At 67.4% G+C, this 17,876-nt stretch carries 21 protein-coding genes, 1 tRNA gene and 1 rRNA gene; 15 read left to right on the top strand and 8 right to left on the bottom strand.

The genetic code is table 11. From position 1 onward, the window contains the following. The first annotated feature begins 7 nt into the window (after positions 1 to 7). The 4 genes from rrf to DVK03_RS16305 all read left to right on the top strand — a co-directional run bounded on the left by rrf (position 8) and on the right by DVK03_RS16305 (position 2,089). A 5S ribosomal RNA gene (rrf, locus tag DVK03_RS16320) occupies positions 8 to 129 on the top strand. 185 nt (positions 130 to 314) lie between these two features. Next, positions 315 to 391: transfer RNA gene (locus DVK03_RS16315), tRNA-Cys, on the top strand. Positions 392 to 451: 60 nt separating this feature from the next. Next, the gene (locus tag DVK03_RS16310; RefSeq protein WP_004041631.1) at positions 452 to 637 is read left to right on the top strand and encodes a hypothetical protein; all 186 of its coding nucleotides are present in this window, start codon (positions 452 to 454) and stop codon (positions 635 to 637) included. Between the two features lie 597 nt (positions 638 to 1,234). Beyond that, complete coding sequence (locus tag DVK03_RS16305; RefSeq protein WP_004063111.1) at positions 1,235 to 2,089, top strand: hypothetical protein; 855 nt, start codon at positions 1,235 to 1,237, stop codon at positions 2,087 to 2,089. A 12-nt stretch (positions 2,090 to 2,101) separates the two neighbouring features. Here DVK03_RS16305 and DVK03_RS16300 read toward each other — a convergent pair whose 3' ends face one another. From DVK03_RS16300 to DVK03_RS16290, 3 genes are all read right to left on the bottom strand, one after another. Continuing rightward, positions 2,102 to 2,332, bottom strand: coding sequence for a hypothetical protein (locus DVK03_RS16300; protein ID WP_004063110.1), 231 nt, complete (start codon positions 2,330 to 2,332; stop codon positions 2,102 to 2,104). Positions 2,333 to 2,464: 132 nt separating this feature from the next. Further along, positions 2,465 to 5,047 (bottom strand): heavy metal translocating P-type ATPase, encoded by a 2,583-nt coding sequence (locus tag DVK03_RS16295; protein WP_115803986.1) that lies wholly within the window; start codon positions 5,045 to 5,047, stop codon positions 2,465 to 2,467. Between the two features lie 141 nt (positions 5,048 to 5,188). Further along, positions 5,189 to 5,788, bottom strand: coding sequence for an AsnC family transcriptional regulator (locus DVK03_RS16290; RefSeq protein WP_115803987.1), 600 nt, complete (start codon positions 5,786 to 5,788; stop codon positions 5,189 to 5,191). Between the two features lie 132 nt (positions 5,789 to 5,920). Here DVK03_RS16290 and DVK03_RS16285 point away from each other — a divergent pair, with 132 nt between their 5' ends. The 3 genes from DVK03_RS16285 to DVK03_RS16275 all read left to right on the top strand — a co-directional run bounded on the left by DVK03_RS16285 (position 5,921) and on the right by DVK03_RS16275 (position 6,892). Then, positions 5,921 to 6,118 (top strand): heavy-metal-associated domain-containing protein, encoded by a 198-nt coding sequence (locus DVK03_RS16285; protein WP_004063107.1) that lies wholly within the window; start codon positions 5,921 to 5,923, stop codon positions 6,116 to 6,118. A gap of 123 nt (positions 6,119 to 6,241) precedes the next feature. Further along, positions 6,242 to 6,424 (top strand): hypothetical protein, encoded by a 183-nt coding sequence (locus tag DVK03_RS16280; protein WP_004041637.1) that lies wholly within the window; start codon positions 6,242 to 6,244, stop codon positions 6,422 to 6,424. A gap of 108 nt (positions 6,425 to 6,532) precedes the next feature. Then, the gene (locus DVK03_RS16275; protein WP_004041638.1) at positions 6,533 to 6,892 is read left to right on the top strand and encodes a hypothetical protein; all 360 of its coding nucleotides are present in this window, start codon (positions 6,533 to 6,535) and stop codon (positions 6,890 to 6,892) included. Positions 6,893 to 6,910: 18 nt separating this feature from the next. On the opposite strand, the gene DVK03_RS16270 is transcribed toward DVK03_RS16275, so the two are convergent. Further along, entirely contained in the window at positions 6,911 to 7,534 is a 624-nt protein-coding gene (locus DVK03_RS16270; RefSeq protein ID WP_115803988.1) for a GNAT family N-acetyltransferase, read from the bottom strand. 123 nt (positions 7,535 to 7,657) lie between these two features. Between DVK03_RS16270 and DVK03_RS16265 the strand changes: the two genes are divergently transcribed. From DVK03_RS16265 to DVK03_RS16250, 4 genes are all read left to right on the top strand, one after another. Continuing rightward, on the top strand, positions 7,658 to 8,194 hold the full coding sequence (locus DVK03_RS16265) for a DoxX family membrane protein (RefSeq protein WP_115803989.1): 537 nt from the start codon (positions 7,658 to 7,660) through the stop codon (positions 8,192 to 8,194). A 226-nt stretch (positions 8,195 to 8,420) separates the two neighbouring features. Then, positions 8,421 to 9,410, top strand: coding sequence for an FAD-dependent oxidoreductase (locus DVK03_RS16260; protein WP_115803990.1), 990 nt, complete (start codon positions 8,421 to 8,423; stop codon positions 9,408 to 9,410). After that, positions 9,407 to 10,522 carry an iron ABC transporter permease gene (locus DVK03_RS16255; RefSeq protein ID WP_004063103.1) on the top strand — a complete coding sequence of 372 codons (1,116 nt, stop codon included), beginning with the start codon at positions 9,407 to 9,409 and terminating at the stop codon, positions 10,520 to 10,522. The genes DVK03_RS16260 and DVK03_RS16255 overlap by 4 nt, the downstream gene beginning before the upstream one ends. Next, positions 10,522 to 11,403, top strand: coding sequence for an ABC transporter ATP-binding protein (locus DVK03_RS16250; RefSeq protein WP_004041643.1), 882 nt, complete (start codon positions 10,522 to 10,524; stop codon positions 11,401 to 11,403). Before DVK03_RS16255 ends, DVK03_RS16250 begins: the two co-directional genes overlap by 1 nt. 84 nt (positions 11,404 to 11,487) lie before the next feature. Here the strand turns inward: DVK03_RS16250 and DVK03_RS16245 are convergent, their stop codons facing one another. Together DVK03_RS16245 and fer are read right to left on the bottom strand one after the other, a co-directional pair. Further along, positions 11,488 to 11,961 carry a peptidylprolyl isomerase gene (locus DVK03_RS16245; protein WP_004041644.1) on the bottom strand — a complete coding sequence of 158 codons (474 nt, stop codon included), beginning with the start codon at positions 11,959 to 11,961 and terminating at the stop codon, positions 11,488 to 11,490. A 63-nt stretch (positions 11,962 to 12,024) separates the two neighbouring features. After that, on the bottom strand, positions 12,025 to 12,795 hold the full coding sequence (fer, locus tag DVK03_RS16240; RefSeq protein WP_004063102.1) for a ferredoxin Fer: 771 nt from the start codon (positions 12,793 to 12,795) through the stop codon (positions 12,025 to 12,027). Between the two features lie 147 nt (positions 12,796 to 12,942). Between fer and DVK03_RS16235 the strand changes: the two genes are divergently transcribed. After that, entirely contained in the window at positions 12,943 to 13,944 is a 1,002-nt protein-coding gene (locus DVK03_RS16235) for a lysylphosphatidylglycerol synthase domain-containing protein (RefSeq protein WP_115803991.1), read from the top strand. A gap of 74 nt (positions 13,945 to 14,018) precedes the next feature. On the opposite strand, the gene DVK03_RS16230 is transcribed toward DVK03_RS16235, so the two are convergent. Further along, positions 14,019 to 14,981: a hypothetical protein gene (locus DVK03_RS16230; RefSeq protein ID WP_115803992.1), complete on the bottom strand. Its 963-nt coding sequence runs from the start codon at positions 14,979 to 14,981 to the stop codon at positions 14,019 to 14,021. Between the two features lie 507 nt (positions 14,982 to 15,488). Here DVK03_RS16230 and DVK03_RS16225 point away from each other — a divergent pair. Next, positions 15,489 to 15,782, top strand: a complete 294-nt coding sequence (locus DVK03_RS16225) for a winged helix-turn-helix domain-containing protein (protein WP_013035243.1) — start codon at positions 15,489 to 15,491, stop codon at positions 15,780 to 15,782. 121 nt (positions 15,783 to 15,903) lie between these two features. After that, on the top strand, positions 15,904 to 16,137 hold the full coding sequence (locus tag DVK03_RS16220) for a hypothetical protein (protein WP_004063098.1): 234 nt from the start codon (positions 15,904 to 15,906) through the stop codon (positions 16,135 to 16,137). 344 nt (positions 16,138 to 16,481) lie between these two features. Here DVK03_RS16220 and DVK03_RS16215 read toward each other — a convergent pair whose 3' ends face one another. Continuing rightward, the gene (locus tag DVK03_RS16215; protein ID WP_008577827.1) at positions 16,482 to 17,021 is read right to left on the bottom strand and encodes an Lrp/AsnC family transcriptional regulator; all 540 of its coding nucleotides are present in this window, start codon (positions 17,019 to 17,021) and stop codon (positions 16,482 to 16,484) included. A gap of 192 nt (positions 17,022 to 17,213) precedes the next feature. Between DVK03_RS16215 and DVK03_RS16210 the strand changes: the two genes are divergently transcribed. Then, on the top strand, positions 17,214 to 17,696 hold the full coding sequence (locus DVK03_RS16210; protein WP_049916532.1) for a hypothetical protein: 483 nt from the start codon (positions 17,214 to 17,216) through the stop codon (positions 17,694 to 17,696). The last annotated feature ends 180 nt before the right edge of the window (positions 17,697 to 17,876 follow it).

Raw genomic sequence — 17,876 nt, 5'->3', positions numbered from 1 at the left:
TCGGCATTAAGGCGGCCAGAGCGGTGAGGTTCCACCCGTACCCATCCCGAACACGGAAGTTAAGCTCACCTGCGTTCTGGTCAGTACTGGAGTGAGCGATCCTCTGGGAAATCCAGTTCGCCGCCCCCATTCATACTTCACAAAGCCTACTGGACGCGGTGTCCAGTGGGCTTTGTTCATTTTATGCAGAGCGGCACGCACGGCCGCTCGCACACGCATACACAGAGCGACTGCGTCGGGCAGAGTCTCGAAAACGCCCGACTCAGGTCGCACACCGTCAGGCTTAAGCACAAGACCGGGATACCAGTAACTGCGCCAAGGTGGCAGAGTTCGGCCCAACGCATCCGCCTGCAGAGCGGAACCCCCGCCGGTTCAAATCCGGCCCTTGGCTTTTCCTTTCGGACGTTACGCCCCGGAGCGACGCGTCCCGGCATCGAATCAGTGAGTGGCGATGCTATCGCACGAGTCGTGTTTCGAGGGCGTCGACCGCGTCATCGTCGCCCAGTTCGCGTACGACCTCAAGGGCGTCGAGTGGCGTTTTCCCCGCTCGAACCCTTGGTTCGACGGACGAAACACACGTAGTAGCGCGCCGGAGTTAGGCGAGCGCCTCGGTTGCGTTCTCGACTCCGCGGAGTGACCCGGCGCGCTGTCGGTGACATCGACCTTCGAGCACCGCCGTCGGTACGGACTCGGCTGCCGTCGTGAGATACGAGCGTCCGCCGTCGGTTTTTCCGACTGCACACGTCTCTGAGAGTCATCTTCGTGAGTCCCTTCTGCTCATCACCGTGTCGCCGCTCGTTCGCGGGTCGTCGAACATCTCTTGAGCACGTCCAGCGTCGCGGGCGGCGCGAAACGGGGAGAACCGTCGGCCCGTCAGCGGCGTGGTGTAGGCAGCCATCGAAGACGAGGGGCGCGGCGGTCAGGTCACGGTGTCGGAACACGCGCCGTCGAGCGCGTCAAGGAAGTCGAACCGGAGGCGAGCTCCCACCGCTCTATCGCGTAGTCTCCTCGCGCGTCACGGCCTCCGCCCGGTTCGGCGTCGCCGGACGGCTGGTCCGTAACTCGTGACACGCCCGTTCGGCCGACAGATTCAAAAAGTCGCGTCAATCCGCGACCGCGAGTGCCCGCCGGCCCACTGTATTGAGGGTGAGAGTCGCCGCCGACGGTCGCGCGACGCGGTGACACGCTCCGAGGAAAAGTAATCGTTATACGCCGCGTGGCCCATGCCGAAACCATGCAACGACGCGCCGCGGTCATCTCCGTCGTGTTCTTCCTGGTCATCGGTGCCGGTGCATACTCGCTCATCGCGACTGCATCGACGCCGTCGGTCAGTTTCGAGAACCCAGAGTACTCGCTGGCACAGGGAGACGAGTTCTCCGTCCCCGGTAGCGACCAGACGTACACAGTGTCGTCGATAACCGAAGAGGAGGAGTCGGGCGGCCACGGTGGTGGGACCACGCTGGTCCGCTCCGGTGAACTCACGTACGTGAACGATTCGGCCCGGTACACGGAGACGTGGGACAACGAGAGCACCGTCACGCTCGACGGCACGGACTACCGTGTCGAAATCGCCAACGTCTCGGACCCCAGCGAGGCGACGCTGGTCGAACTGTACAACGAGACTGCAATCCTCCAGGCGGACTCGAACGCCGACAACGAGACCGTCACCCGTAACGGCGAGCGCTACGTCGTCGTCAACGACTCGACGCTCGTCTCGGTCGACGAGTACTTCCCGGCCAACGAGACGCGCACCGTCGCCGAGGGTGACTCCTTCGACTACAACAACCAGTCTGTCACCGTCGCCGCCGTCGAGACCTCCGGCGTGACCATCGAGTGGTTCGCCCCCGAGGAGAACACGGTCGCCGTCGACAACGAGGCGAACGTGACGATTTCGGACCAGCAGTACCTCGCGTACTTCCCGGACGGCGAGACGCTCGTCCTGACGCAGAACTACGACAGCTACCAGACGCAGCTGTCAGAAATCGACCGCTTCCACGAGACCGAAAACGGCCTCTGGGGCGTCACTATCGTCTCGTTCACCACGGTGGTTCTCCTCACCGGGATGGCGTTCCTCCCGTCGCGGTACTGAACGCCACGTCCGTCACCGTTTTTCGCGCGCCCCGCTCGCTTCGAGCCACGCGACTCCGAGTCCGACGGCGATAGCCGACAGCGACCCGAGTATCTGGAACGCCGCGACGACGACAACCGACTCGCTGGCGGCGTAGCGCCACGGGGCTCCCACGAGCGTTCCGACACCGACGAGGGCGAGGAACGCGCCGACGGCCAGCGGGAGCCACGACGCCGTCCACGCGAGGGGTCGACGACTCATCATCCGAGAGACTCGGTGCGCGAGGGGAAAAGCCAGACGGCGAACCGGCGGCACGGAATGAGGCGGCGGAACGGTTCGGAACTGTGGGGCGAGGCGGACGGTGTTGGGACTCGCACGCGTCGAACGAGCCCTGTCCTACCGCCGCAGGAAGTCGAGGAAGCGGTAGTCGTGGTCCGGCGTGTAGCTCCGGAACAGGAGGCTGTTCGTGAGGACGGACACCGACGACAGCGCCATCGCGCCCGCGGCGAACACCGGCTGGAGGAGGCCGAGCGACGCGAGCGGAATCATCGCGGTGTTGTAGCCGAGCGCCCAGAACAGGTTCTGCTTGATTTTGGCGAGCGTCCCCGCGGAGATGCGGATGGCTTTCACCACGTCGAGCGGGTCGTCGCGCATGAGCGTCACGTCGGCGGCCTCGATAGCCACGTCGGTGCCGGAGCCGAGCGCCGTGCCGACGTACGCGGCGGCGAGCGCGGGCGCGTCGTTGACGCCGTCACCGACCATCATGACTCTCGTGCCGTCGGCTTGCAGGGACTCGACGGCGTCGGCCTTGTCCTCGGGGAGGACGCCGGCGCTGACGTTGTCGGGGTCGATGCCGACCTGCTCGGCGACGGCGCGGGCGGTGCGCTCGTTGTCGCCGGTAATCATGTGGACGGTCGCGCCGCGGCCGCGGAGCGCGGCGACGGCCTCGGCGGCCGACTCCTTGATTTCGTCCGCGTCGGCGACGACGCCCGCGAGGTCGCCGTCGACCGCGACGAGCATCGCGGTCTTGCCCTCTCCTTCGAGGTCGCGGAGCGCGTCCTCGGCCGGCGCGGGGTCGACGCCCGCGTCCGAGAGGAGTTTGCGGTTGCCGACGAGGACGGGTTTCCCGTCGACGGTCGCGCGAATCCCGTGGCCGGGGACGTTCTCGAAGTCGTCCGGCTCCGCGAGGTCGAGGCCGCGGTCTGCCGCGCCGGCGACGATGGCGCGGGCAAGCGGGTGTTCGCTGTTGCGCTCGGCCGAGGCGGCGTACCGGAGCACGGCGTCTTCGTCGAGCGTCTCGTCGTCGGCGGTGACGACGCCGGAGCCGTCGGCGGCGGGGCCGACGGCGACCACGTCGGTCAGCGTCATCTCGCCTTTGGTGAGCGTGCCGGTCTTGTCGAAGACGACGGTCTCCACGTCTTTGACGCGTTCGAGCACGTCGCCGCCCTTGAACAGGACGCCGTTTTGCGCGCCGATTGCCGTCCCGACCATCGTCGCGGCCGGGGTCGCGAGGCCGAGCGCGCAGGGGCAGGCGATGAGCACGGCCGACGCGAAAACGACGACGGCGAACTCGAACGTCGAGACCGCGCCGCCGGCGGCGACGGGGCCGCCAGCGACGAGCCCCCACAGCGGGAGCGACCGGATGAAGCCCGCGAGCGCCTCGGGGAAGAGGAACCAGACGACGCCCCACAGGAGGGCGTTGGCGATGACCGCGGGAACGAAGTACGCCGAGATGCGGTCCGCGAGGTTCTGAATCTCGGGCTGGCGGCCTTGGGCCTCCTTGACGAGCGAGACTATCTGCTGGATTGCGGTCTCGGAGCCGACCTTGGTCGCTTCGACCACGAGGACGCCGTTTTGGTTCACCGTCGAACCGACGACCTCGTCGCCGTCGGCCTTCGAGACGGGGACGGACTCGCCCGTGACCATGGATTCGTCGACCGCGGAGTCGCCGTCGACGACGACGCCGTCGGTCGGAATCTTCTCGCCGGGGCGGACCTTCATGCGGTCGCCGACTTCGACCTCGTCGAGGGGGACTTCGCGTTCGGTCCCGTCGTCGTCGACGAGCGTCGCGGTGTCGGCTTCGAGTTCGAGGAGCGTCCGGAGCGCCTCGGAGGCCTGTCCCTTCGAGCGCGCTTCGAGGTAGTTCCCGAGCGTGATGAACACCAAGATGAGCGCGGCGGTGTCGAAGTAGAGACTGCCGGCGAGCAGTCCCACGAGGACGGCGACGGAGTAGACGTACGCGGTGGACGACCCCATGGCGATGAGCACGTCCATGTTGGCGGTGCGGTTCCGCACGAGCGCCGTGTAGGAGTTCTCGTAGAACTCGCGGCCGAGGAAGACCTGCACCGGCGTGGCGAACGCGAAGCCGACCCAGCCGACGGGGACGCCCGTGCCGGGAATCGTCTCGGGAAGGCCGCCGCCGAACAGTTCGACCGCGAGCATCGCGAGGAGCGGGAGCGACAGCGCCGCGCCGAACAGCGTCAGGCGCTTCTGCCGGCGAATCTCCTCGTTTCGGGCGGTGTCGCGGGCGTCCTCGGCGGATTCCTCGTCGTCGTCGTCCTCGCGGATGGGCGTGTAGCCGGCGTCTTCGACCGCCCGGTACATGTCGTCGAGGCTCGCGTCGGCGGGGTTGTAGGTGACGTGCGCCTCGTCGGTGGCGAAGTTGACCTCGGCGGCGACGACGCCCGGGACCGACTCCAGCGACTTTTGGTTGGCGTCGGCGCAGTTCGCACAGCTCATCCCGGTGATGCCGATGGTTCGGGTCTCCGAGAGCGCCTCGTAGCCGGCGTCCTCGATGGCGTCGTATAGCTCGCGGAGCGATACTTCCTCGGGGTCGTACTCCACCGACCCCTCGTCGGTGGCGAAGTTGACGCTGGCGCTCGTCACGCCGTCGAGCGCCTCCAACGCCTCGCCGACGGTGCGCGAGCAGTTCGCGCAACTCATTCCGCGGATGTCTAAGTGGGCCGTTCGGCTACTCATCTCACCTAGACGTACGTGCCCCTCGCTTACCTCGATTTCCCCTTCAGAACCGAACGTCAGAGCGGGGCGGAACTTTGGATTCGAAAGCGCCGATTCCGACACTCAGTCGCCGCCAGCGTCACCCGACCGCCGCCCGCCCGGTCAGTCGTCGTTCGCGCCGGCTTCGAGGCGGTCGTATCGGTTTTCGAACCGGCCGAGACAGGACGAACAGCAGAAGTGGTAGAGCGACCCGCCGATGCGGGCGCTCTCGCCCTCGCTGGTCACCGTGTTGCCGCACTCGGCGCATTCGAGGGCGAAACCGGTTCCGTTGACCGTCGGCGTCCACTCGGCGGACTCCACGAGGCTCACCTCGTAGTCGCGGACCCGCGAGAGGTCGACCAGTTCGTCTAACTGGGCGCGGACGGACCCCCCGTCGAGTCGGGCGTGGGTGGTCACCTCCCCGTCCGCTGCGACGAACAGGTGTTGGACCGGGTCGGCCGCGCGGAGGGCGTCGCGGACCTCGTCGACGAACTCCGGGCGGACGGAGAGTCTGACGAGGACGGGCGTCCCGCCCGACAGCGTCGACTGGTCGAGGTCGACGGTGAAGCGGCGGATGATGCCCTCCTCGCGGAGGCGGTCGATGCGGTCGGAGACCGCCGGCGCGGAGAGACCGACTTCGGCGGAGATGTCGCTGAACGGGCGACGGGCGTCTTCGGCGAGGAGTTCGAGGATGTGGAGGTCGGTTTCGTCGAGCGCGCGCATGCATCCCGATAGGGACCACGATGTCATAGGTGTTCCTCGCGCTCGGCTTTCGATTCGAAAGTCGGATCGGAGCGGTAATCGAACTCCCGAAAGGACAATCCACTAAATCGAGAAGCCCCTACGTCGAACCGTATGTCGACTACGCTCACCGTCACCGGAATGACTTGCGAACACTGCGAACAGCGCGTCGCCGACGCCCTCGCCGGCGTCGATGGCGTCGAAGACGCGACCGCCGACCGCGAGGCGGAGCGCGCGACCGTCGAGGGCGACGCCGACACCGACGCCCTCGTCGCGGCCGTCGAAGACGCGGGCTACGACGCGAGCGCCTGAACTCGGACGAGTTGGGCCGGTCCGCGCGAGCGGAAGACCCGAACGACCGGACGGCGCGACCGACGCGTCGGTTCGACGCGCCGACCTGAACCGTTTTAGCCGGCGACCCGCTACTGCTCGACCATGCACGCGCGGTCGTGGGCGACTGTCCTGTTCGCGCTCGTCATCGGACTCCTCCTCGCGCTCGGCGTCGTTCGACTCGCCGCCGGCGACACCGGCGACTTCGCGCGGAACGCCGGTATCGCCGCCCTGCTAACCGTCTTCGCCGTCGCGCTGGTCAGAGACTGGGAGACGAACGCGGACTGAGCGCCTCGGACGGCGACCCCCGTCCGCGTCGGTTCCGAAACATATCAGTCCGTTGTCCCTCGCTTCGGGTGCAGACGGTTACAAGAGGCCGCGGTTCTAACCCCGCCTGTGTCTCCACCGAGCGACGACGACTTTCGCACGCACTCCCCGACGGACCCGATAGACGACACGCCCACCGTCTCGTGTTCGCGGTGCGGCGAGGAGTGGGACCTCTCCTACGAACTCGACGAGCTACAACTGGGAAACCAGTCGGTCGAGCAGTTCGCGCTCGACCACCGCCGCCACACCGGACACTTCCCGGACGACGTTTCGCCGTGGGTCGTCAGCTGTCGACAGTGTCCCGACGGCGAACAGTTCCTCTCCGAGGCCAGCGCCCGCCGGTGGGCCCGCACGCACGCCCGACACACGCGACACGAGGTGTCGATGGACCACGCCGACGAGGACGGCGTCGTCATCGCGCCCGAGTGAGGTTCGCCGGGAGTCCGGTCACCCTCGGCTTTCGGTGCCGGTCGTCGGCCGTGCGGCCGGCGGGACCGGCGGCGTCAGGTCGAGACGCATCTTCGTGTCCGCGCCGTCCGAGTTGACCGTCTCGAACCCGAGTTCGCGGTAGACGTGGACGGCCCGCTGATTATCGGGAGCGACGTGGAGGACGAGCGCCTCGCGCCCGGCGTCGGCGGCGTCCGCGACGACGTGGCGACACAGTTCGGTCCCGATGCCGCGGTCGTGGCTGTCCTGATGGACGAACACCGCGAGCTCCGGCTCCGGGTCGTCGCTCGCCACGTACACGGCGTGGCCGACGATACCTCGGTCGGCGACGGCGACGAAGTTGCGGCCGCGGTCGACGAGGTTCGAGAGCCACTCGGTGATGTGCGCCTCGTCCGTCGGCGGCAGCCCCATCGACCGGGCGTCGGGGTCGTAGTCGCGGTACATCTCAGCGAGGGCGTCTCGGTCGGCGTCGTCGTACGGGCGGACGACGAGGCCACGACCGTCTTTGCTGACGAACCGCGGGCACCGAGGGGGACACTGCGGCGTCCCGACGCACCGACTCGCGTCCCAGAAGCCGTCGGAACCACTCGCGCCGTTCGGCCGGTCAACGTCCGTCTCTCCCATACGGGAACGGCGCGAGCGCGACCCTTGAGGGCGGCCGCCGATTCCCAGTTTCCGAGGATTCGAAAACCGGTCCGGATTTATAACGTCCCGGCGGTCCACGCTTCACATGTGAGGTGACAGACGATGGTCGCAACCGGCGAAATCGAGATGCTGGGGAACCGGATGGAGTTCGACTACGCCGAGGGCGTCACCGGCTACGTGCTCGTGTTCGCCCGCCTCGTCACGGGGTACTGGTTCCTCCACGCGGGGGTGACGAAGTACCTCGGCGCCGAGCCGTTTAACGCGGCCGGCTGGCTCGTCAACGGCACCGCGGGCGCGCCCGGCCCTGTCCACGCGTTCCTCGCGTGGGTCGGCCAGACGCCGGTGCTGCTCGAATTCACGAACCTCATGGTCCCGTTGGGCGAGACGCTCATCGGCCTCGGGCTCGTCGTCGGGGCCGCGGTCCGCCTCGCCGCCGCCGGGGGCGCGTTCCTCATGACGTTCTTCTACCTCGGCAACGCCGAGTGGGGCCACGGCCTCGTCAACGGCGACCTGCTGGGGCTCGTGATGTTCCTCGTGGTCGGCGCGCTCGCGACGGGCCGCATCCTCGGCCTCGACGCGTACCTCGAAGAGACGGAGTTCGTCCGCCAGCGACCGAAGCTCCGGTACCTCCTCGGCTGAGGGGGCGTTCCGGCCGCGCTCGGCTACCGTTTCTCTCGGACAGTGTTTCCGAAGATTCCCGCGTCTCAGGCCTCTTCGAACCGGTTTTCGCGTGTCGGTGGATTTAGGAGTCCCTAAAATCCGAAAGTGGTTTATTGTATTAGGGACGCCTAAAACGTATGAACGAAGACGGAGCCGACTTCGACCACGTCGCTCGCGGGTTGTTCTCACGGGGGCGGTCTGCGCCGTGACCGACCAAGGCACTGAACTCGACTCGGCGGACGTGGTCGTCGTCGGCGGCGGTCCCTCGGGATGCGCCGCGGCCGTCTTCACCGCGCGGTACGGCCTCGACACCGTCGTGTTCGACCGGGGGAACGCCGCCTTGCGTCGGTGTGCGTACCTCGAAAACTACCTCGGCTTCCCCGCCGGCATCGGCGTGGACACGTTCACCGCGCTCATGCACGAACACCTCGCCGAGGTCGGCGCGGACTACGTCGCCGACATGGTCGTCTCGGTCGAGCGACCGGGCGACGAGAGTGAAGTCGCGGCCGCGAGCGAGGGCGAGTCGGGCGCGTTCGACGCCGACGCTCGGCGCTTCGTCGTCCGCACGCAGGAGGGTCGCCGGGTCGAGGCCGACCACGTCGTCGCCGCCGCGTGGTACGACGGCGACTACCTCCGCGGCCTCGACGACGACGACGCGATGTTCGAGGAGCACGACCACCACGGCGAGGTCCACGAGCAGTTCGATTCCGACTACGCCGACGACGACGGGCGGACTCCCGTCGACGGACTGTACGTCGCCGCGCCCTCGGGCGACCGGAACGCGCAGGTCGGCATCGCCGCCGGACAGGGCGGTCACGTCGCCCGGTGTCTCATCGAGGACCGCCGGCGCGAGCGCGGCTTCCCCGGCGACCTCGCGGCCCACTACGACTGGCTCCGCGCCGACACCGAGTTCCACGGCGAGTGGGGCGACCGCGACCGCTGGCGCGAGTGGTTCGACGGCGAGGTCCCGGACGACGCCGACCTCGACGACGAGCGCCTCGCGGAACTCCGCGAGTCCTACATCGACCGGGCGTTCGACACCCGCCGGACCGACCACGAGGTCGAGGCCGCGGAGCCCCGCGGCATCCGGCGACTCGTCGAGACCATCGGCACCGAGCGCGTCCTCGACGCGCTTCCCGACGAGGCGCTCGCTGACTACCTCGACGGGCGCGAACTCGGAGGTGTCGAGCAGTGAGCGGGACGACGCCGACCGAACAGTCTTCCGGGTCGGTGCTGACCCGGCTGTTCGGGTGGATTGACGGCTCGCTCGTGTCGCTTTGCCTCGCCAGCCTCGTCGTCGTCGTGGCCGGCGGCCTCGTGCAGGTCAGCTTCGGCGCGTTCTCGATGACCATCGGCGAGGCGTGGCGCGCCGTCTTCGACCCGGCGGTCATCTTCGACCCGCAGGTCTGGCAGGTGTTCCTCCTCGGCGGCGAACTTCCCGAACTCGGTCGCCGGACGCTCATCGTCTGGAACATCCGGCTCCCGCGGGTGTTCGTCGCCATCCTCGTCGGCGCGAACCTCGCGATTTCCGGCGCGATTTTCCAGGCGGTCACCCGGAACGAACTGGCGAGTCCGTTCATCCTCGGCGTCTCGTCGGGGGCCGGGCTGCTCATTCTCCTCACGCTCGTCGTCTTCTCGGGGCTCGCGGCGTACCTCCCGCTTCTGGCGGCGCTCGGCGGGATGTTCGCGTTCGTCCTCGTCTACCTCATCGCGTGGAAGAACGGCACCTCGCCGGTCAGGCTCGTCCTCGCGGGCGTCATCGTCGGCACCGTCTTCCAGAGCCTCCAGACGGGGCTGTTCTTCTTCGTCGACGATATCGGCGTCGTCCAGTCCGCTATCGCGTGGACGACCGGGTCGCTCACCGGCACCGACTGGGAGCAGGTCCGCATGGCCCTCCCGTGGTCCATCATCGCCGTCGGCCTCGCGCTCGGAAGCTCCCGCCAGCTCAACGTCCTGCTTCTGGGCGAGCAGACCGCCCGCTCGCTCGGGATGTCCATCGAGAAGGTCAGATTCGCCCTCTCGGGCGTCGCGGTCCTCGCGGCCGCGGCGAGCATCGCCGTCGCCGGCATCGTCGGCTTCGTCGGCCTCGTCGTCCCGCACCTCGTGCGGAACGTGGTCGGCAGCGACTACAAGCGCCTCGTCGTCGGCTGTCTGTTCGCCGGCCCGGCGCTGATGGTCGCCGCCGACGTGGGCGCGCGCCTCGCGCTCAACCCGATTCAGCTCCCGGTCGGCGTCGTCACGGGCCTCGTCGGCGGGCCGTACTTCCTCTACCTCATGCGCAAACAGCAGAACATCGGTGAAGTGTGATGTCGAACCAGCAACCAGAGAACCCCAAACAGATGGCACAACACGGCGAAACAGACGCGAATACGAGCGGAAACGAGCGCGTCGAAAGCGACTCCGACCGCGAGAGCGCGCTCGCCGGCGACGCCCTCGAACTCTCGTATCCGACGAGCGAGGAGCCGGTCGTCGAGTGCGACCGCATCGACATCCCGCGCGGCGAAATCACGGCGCTCGTCGGGCCGAACGGCTCCGGCAAGAGCACGCTTCTGAAGTCGCTCGCCAAACAGCTCTCGCCCGACAGCGGCAGCGTCTACCTCGACGGGAAATCCATCAGCGAGTACGACGACAAGGCGTTCGCCCGCGAGTTGGGGATGCTCTCCCAACAGCACGACTCGCCCACGTCGCTCACCGTCGAGGACCTCGTCTACCATGGCCGGTACCCCCACCGGAGCTTCTTCGAGCAGGTCAGCGACGACGACCACGAGGCGGTCGAGCGCGCCATCGACCTCGCGGGCGTCGAGCACATCCGCGACAAGCAGATTGGCAACCTCTCGGGCGGCCAGAGCCAACTCGCGTGGATTGCGATGGTGCTCGCACAGGACACCGACGTGCTCCTCCTCGACGAGCCGACGACGTACCTCGACTTACACCATCAGCTCCGCGTGCTGGAGACGGTCCGCCAACTCAACGAGGAACGCGACGTGACGGTCGCGGTCGTCCTCCACGACATCGCGCAGGCCGCGCGGTTCGCGGACTACCTCGTCGCCATGCAGGACGGTGAACTGTACGACTGGGGGCCGCCGCGCGAGGTCGTCACCGAGGAACTCCTCGCCGACGTGTTCCGCGTCGAGGCCGCGGTCAACTACTCGCCCGACCCGGAAATCGTCCCGAAGCGCTCGCTGTAACGGTTCGACGCTCTTTCTCGCCGCTCAGTTCAGTTCCGTTCAGTTCTATCGCCTCGTCACGACTACCCCGACCGCCCGGTGCGCCTACTGGACGGCGACGATTTCGATGTCGAAGACGAGCGTCTTCCCCGCGAGTTCGTGGTTGAAGTCGACTTCGACCTCGTCGTCGCGGACGGCGGTCACGTCGCCGTGAAGCCCGTTTTCGGCGTGGACGTGCAGGCCGACCTCGGGCGTCTCACCGACCATCCCCTCGAACGTCTCGGCGTCGTAGGTTCGGATTCGGTCGGGGTCGAACTCGCCGTAGGCGTCTTCCGGCGGGACGGTCACGGTCGCTTCCTCGCCGGCCGACATCCCGACGACGGCCTCGTCCAGCCCCGGAATAATCTGGCCCGCGCCGACGACGAACGTCTGGGGGGCGTAGTCGTCGCGGTCCTTCTCTTGGGCCTCGAACAGGCCGTGTTCGACCGCCACCTCGTACCGCGAGGTGTTGAAGACGGTCCCGTCTTCGAAGCGTCCGACGTACGCGAGCGCGACGCGGTCTCCCGACTCGATTGCCATAGCGGGGGTCGGCGGAGGACGCGCATAAAAGTCGTCATCGAGGCATCCCATCGGGGGTTCGCGTCACCGCCCCGTACTCATCTTCCGGGCGTGCTGCGGGGGAAGCCGAAGCTCGTCGAGGCCGGGGAGGTGTTCGATGTTGTAGACGACTTGCAGGTCGTCGGTCACCGGGAGGCTGATACACGACAGCCGGACGCCTTGGTCCAGCATCTCCTCGGAGAGGATGTGGTTCGAGGGCATCTTCACCTCGCCTGCGACGACCGCCACCGCGCAGTTCGCACACGCCCCGCCGCGGCAGGCGAACGGCCAACTGTGGCCGGCGTCCTCGGCGGCCTTCAGGAGGTTGGTCCGCGGCTCGACGAACACCTCGCCGTAGGCGTCGCCGTCGAGGCCGCTTTCGGCGGCTTTCTCGAAGAGGTCGTCGTCGGTGAGCGACCAGCCGCGCTCGGTGACCACGTCGTAATCGAGGAATTCGACTCGCGCCCCACGCCGTTCGGGTTCTGGCTCCGAGCCGGCGTCGCCGCCAGCGCCCTCGCCGCCGGTTTCGGCCCCGCTTCCGGCGTGGCCGTTCCGAGCGGCATCGGCGTCGTGCTGTCCATTTCGGGTCGCCTCCTCGTCGGTCGGTCGGCGGCCGTCCGTGTCGACGGGTTCGAGTTCGTCGCCGGGTTCGTAGCCGCCCCGAATCGCCTCGTACGCCGTCCGAACCGCCTGAAATTCCTCCGCCGACCCGCCGTGGTCCGGGTGGGCCGACTTCACCCGCCGACGGTACGCGTCGACGAGTTCGTCCTCGTCTGCGTCCGGGTCGATGCCGAGCGTCTCGAACGGGGAGTCCACATCGGGGCTAGTAGGAACTCGCGAGCATAAATCCACGGCCACCGGCCGTCTCGTCGTGGTTTAGTCCTCGAATCGGCGTGTGACGGGGACGACCGAGCGCGGCCGCGAGCCGCGGCGGTTTTGTAGCGGGCCTCGCTTGCTTCGGGTGTGAGACGCGGGGTTCGGTTCGTCGTCGGCGCGGGACTCGGCATCGGAGCGCTCGCGGCGTACCTCTGGTACGTCGGCCCGGAGGAAGTCGGCTCGCGCGTCGCGGCCGTCGCCCCGTGGGCCGTCGCCGCCGTCTGCGTTCTGATGCTCGCCGAGGCGACCGTCGACGGCCTCGGCGTCTGGGCGTCGGTGCGGCCCCTCCGAGGCGGGCTCTCGGCGCGGGCGAGCGTCCAGTTCGCGTTCGCCGGCGACTTCTTCGACGTGCTCAGCCCCGCCGGGCCGGTGAGTTCGGAGCCTATCATGGCGCAGTTCTTCGGCGTCGCGACCGAGACGAGTTACAGCGAGGCCCTCGGCGTCCGCGGCGTCGCCAAGTACGTCAAATCCGCGGCGCAGCTTTTCCTGTCGGTCGCGCTCGTCGGCGTCCTCTTTCTCGACGCGCCGGCGTCCCGGTTCGTCCTCGTGACGCTCGCTGGCGCGGTCGCCGCGCTGGTGGTCGTCGGCGCGGCGCTCGTCTGGGCGCGGGGCGCGCTGTCGATGGTCGTCGTCGCGGCTCTGACGCCGGTCGTTCGCGTCGTCACGGGCGTCACCCGCCGAACCCCGCTCGGCCGCGACGCCGTCGTCGACGCGGTCGAACGCTTCTGGGAGCGCGTCGTCCAGTTTCGAGACGCGCCGGAACTCCTCGGCGTCATCGCGCTCAGCGGCGTCTTCGAGCAACTGCTCACGTCGCTCGCGCTCTGGGTCGCGCTCGCCGGCACCGGCACGACGGTGGCGCTCATCCCCATCGTCGCCGTCATCCCGCTCCCGCAGGCGGCGAGCGTCGTCCCCGTTCCCGGGAGTCTCGGCGCCTACGACGTGCTCCTCGCGGGCGCGCTCAGCCTCACGACGGGCGCGCCGGCCGCGGGGGCGACCGCGGCGGTGCTCGTCGTGCGGACGTTCGAACTCCTCGTCTCGCTCGGCTGCGGCGGCGTCGCAACCGGGTTCCTCCGCGGCGTCCGGGCCTGAGGCGCACTGACCACCCCCCGGCCCCCCGTCGCGGCGGCGTGAGACGAGAGGAGAGGTGAGGAGAGAAAAACGAGTCAGTCGGCGGCGTGTTCGTGGATGGGGACGCTCGCCAGCCCGACCGCGCTCGACGCGGAGGACACCGACAGCGTCGCGTGCCAGCCGCCCTCGGTTGACGTGACGTGCAGGGAGACGGGCCTCCACGACGACGTCCGCCGGTAGAGTTCGAGGACGACCGGGAGCACCGGAAGCCGCCCCTCGCGCGCCGAGAGCGCGTAGCCTTCGAGGGTCAGTTCCGCGGCCCTCGTCGTCGCGTCCGGGCCGGACCGCCACGCAGAACAGGTGTACGATTCGACGAGGTCGAGCCGTTCCATCTCCGCCAGCGTCGCCGCCAGCGTCTTCGTCGCGTCGGGCCGCGACGCGAGGTTCGAGGCGGCGCGCTCCAGCACGTCCGCCTGTTCGGCCGACGCGAGGTGGACGTGGAGCGCGGTCGCCATGCTCTCCAACAGGCGCAGACAGAGGTCGTCCGCGCTGGACATCGTCTCCGCGAGGTCGAAGTACGCGTCCATCACCGCGGTCTCGACCGCCCGGTGGTCGGCGTCCACGAGCGCCTCGAACACCGCCGCCGCGACCCGGTGACAGAACTCGACCCGTTCGGAGCGGTCTCCGTCGGCCGCGCACTCCGTTCGGCCGCCCGCGTCGGTTCCGAGGTCGCAGGGTGGCTCGGGGAGCCCGGGCGTCGCCCCGGCGGTCGCCCAGCCCTCCGCGGTCGCGGTCGCGCCGCCGAAGCCGGAGTGGCTGTCGTGCTCCGAGACGATGAGATCGTAGTACGGGACGTTCGGGTCGTACCGCCGGAGTGCGGAGCGATACTTCCTCGCCGCGCGTGCGGCGGCCTCGGCGGTCTCGCGGTCCTCGAACCGGAGGCCGTCGACCGGAACGGGTCGCTCTCCGGTCCGTCCGCAGACGAGCTCGTACGTCCCGTCGTCGCTCGCGAGCGATTCGATGTGGGTCCGAATCTGGGTGAGTGTCGTGCCGACCATGATGTCTCAGTGCGTTGGTTCGCGGGCCGTCGCCGTCCCGCGGTCCGTTCGTCGCTTGCTCGACACATTGTTTAGGTAGGCCTAAAACGTATTGGTTCGGGCGGTCCGCGGAGCGGCGAGTCGCGTCGCCCGCCGCCGCGTCCGGCTCCGTTCTGCGAACCGTCTCGCCTCCCGGCGGTTCGTTCCCGTGGCGCGGTCTCTGTCGGTGTCTCCCGTTCGACGGCGGTCGTGACGCTCGCTGTCACCCCCGAATTTGGGTCTAATTTGTGCCTCTCTCGGGGGCAACTCTGCGTCGAGTTCGGGGAACCATTATCCGCCGCTCCGAGAGTAGCTTCGATAGATGACGCACTCGACGAACTGCGGGACGAACACGCCCTCGATGGTCGGCCGCGGGACGACCGCGCCGGTCGCACGGACATGACGAACCACGCCACGAGAACGCAGGCGCTCCAGCAGACGACGACAGATGCACGTCACGAACACCGGCGGAGCAAGGCGGGAACGCAGATGAGGCAGCTGCTGTGGTGGCTCGTCGGCGGGACTCGCGGCGGGAGAAACCGCCTCAGAATCATCCGCGCGCTGCACGAGCGTCCGATGAACACGAACCAGCTCTCGAACGAACTCGACCTGAACTACAAGACCGTCCAGCACCACCTGGAGATGCTCACGGAAAACGAGGTTCTCACCACCAGCGGCGAGGAGTACGGTAAGCTGTTCTTTCTGACGCCGGCGATGGACGACAATCTCGACCTCTTGGACGACATCGCAGAGCAGACCGAACTCGGAGACGAAGACGCCTGAACCCGTCTCCCGTCGCAGGCGCCCTCGCAGCGCAAAGTCGGTGAGAGTTGTGCCTCATCTGGTCCCGAATTGGCCGTAAGTTCGGAAACCGAATTTCACCTCACGGCCCGCACCCCGAACTATGAGTTCCGATAGTGCCCCCTCCAAGCGGGACCGACTCGAACAGTACCTCTCGGCGCGCGCCTCGGAGGGCGCGTTCTACTTCAAGAGCAGACACATCACCGACGAGGTCGGACTGTCTTCGAAGGAAATCGGGTCGCTCGTCGAGTTGCTCCAGCGTGAGGCGGAGGGTCTCCACATCTCGCGGTGGGGGTACGCCCGCAGCACCTCGTGGTACGTCGAGCCCGCCGACTGAGTTGCGAGGCGCTTGACTGGCGGCGGCGCAAAAGAATATTGGTGGGATTCCGGCCCGGTGTGGCAGGGCAACCGGGTCCGAGGCGGTGCGGAGGTCCGGGCCGGTAGGGGAGACGGGGAACGCGGCGGCCGACGACCGGCCGAGCGACCGAGGGGGCAGTGCTCGGCGGACGCGGCGCGCCGGCGACGGGGTCCGTCACAGGGCGGGGAGTTCTGTTCCCCGTCTATTGCATGAGCTAACGGTGACATAGCGCTTGTCCGAATTTCGGGACAACACCGACCGAACTCCGGCCGAACTCCGTTCGGATTACACCCAATTCTCGAACGCGGTGTCCCGCGACTCGGTCACGACGCGTCGGGTGCCTCTTCGCCCGGCCGGTAGAACGTCCGGTGGAACATCTTGTACGAGTCGGTGATGGGGACGACGGTGTAGCTGTCGGCAACGTCGCTGTCTTGGAGGAGTTCGCGGACGTAGCTGTTGATGCTGCTCAAAGAAGACTGCCAGACGCGAATCAGCAGGTCGTACTCACCGATACATTCGGCGACCTCGTACACCAGCCCCTCGTCGAGGAGTCGTTCGATGAACGCCGTGATTTCGTCGTTCGTGGCGTGGTTATCGTAGGAGATGTGGACTTCCGCGTAGGGGTAGTTGGCCGCCCGAAAGACCAACAGCGCGAAGATTTCGAGAATGCCGTCTTCTTGGAGCATCTTGCGCCGCCGCCGCGCGGCCGTCCGCGAGAGCCCGACGCGGTCGGCTAGCTCCGTGTCCGAGATTCGCCCGTCTTTGTTTAGCTCGCGGAAGATGAGAACGTCCTTTTTGTCCATCCGGTCTTCGAGAAGCTCGACAACGCGCGGGTCCTCCATCCACTCCTGCGAATCGGGCATTGCTAGTCTCACGGTTATACCGCTTAGCTTCATATATATGAATGTTTCTTCGAAATCTCCGAATTGGATGCAATAGGTGAACGAATCGTTTATTCGATTCGGACCGGCGGACGACTGAAATCGCAGGCCGTCGAGAGAACGCGCGTTTCGGCCCCCAAACACTTTTACTCCGCGTTCACGGAGGGTGACGACATGGTTCGCGGAAAAATCAATCGAACGAACAAGGCTCTCGCGGATTGGGCCGACGTCCTCACTGAAATCGACGAGGTCTCGGCGGGGCTCGAAGAGTCCGGCTGGGAGACGCTCGTCCTTCACCCGGGGGATGTTTCCACGACGGACGCGGCGGCGGCCGCCGATTCCGGATTCCGGCTCCTCGTTCCGGATTCCGAACTCGAAGCGCTCGAATCGACCGTTTCGGGGGCTGATACGGAGTTCGACCAGTTCGAGGTCTACCGCGCCCGCGACACGAACGTTCGCATCTTCGTCGTCGTCGTGAAATCCGAGAAAACGATGGAAGCGGTCCTCTATCCCGTGTTTTACGACGCTGATACTGACTCTTCGTTCGTCGAAACGCTCCGGACCGAATCCGAGATTCGAACGACGGTGAGCGACCTCGGAAACAGTCGCCACTGTTCGTTCCGACACCCCGAACCCGACCTGTTTCTCCCGCAGTAACTGCCCGCGGGGTCGCTGATTCCGCCCCGGTCTCGACCGCGCTCGCCGCGACGTTCTCGCGATTGGCACGCCGAGTCCTGTCCACAAATCTCACAGTTAGCTGTGTATCTCTGTGCTCTATTGAGCGAGAATAGACTGAATCAGTATCTATCGCTTTCTGATATGCCCATTCGTCTATGT

The sequence above is a fragment of the Haloferax sp. Atlit-109R genome (assembly GCF_003665865.1).
Lineage (GTDB): Archaea > Halobacteriota > Halobacteria > Halobacteriales > Haloferacaceae > Haloferax > Haloferax volcanii.
Note: the sequence above shows the minus strand (reverse complement) of the source record. Positions and strands in the feature narration are given on the sequence as shown.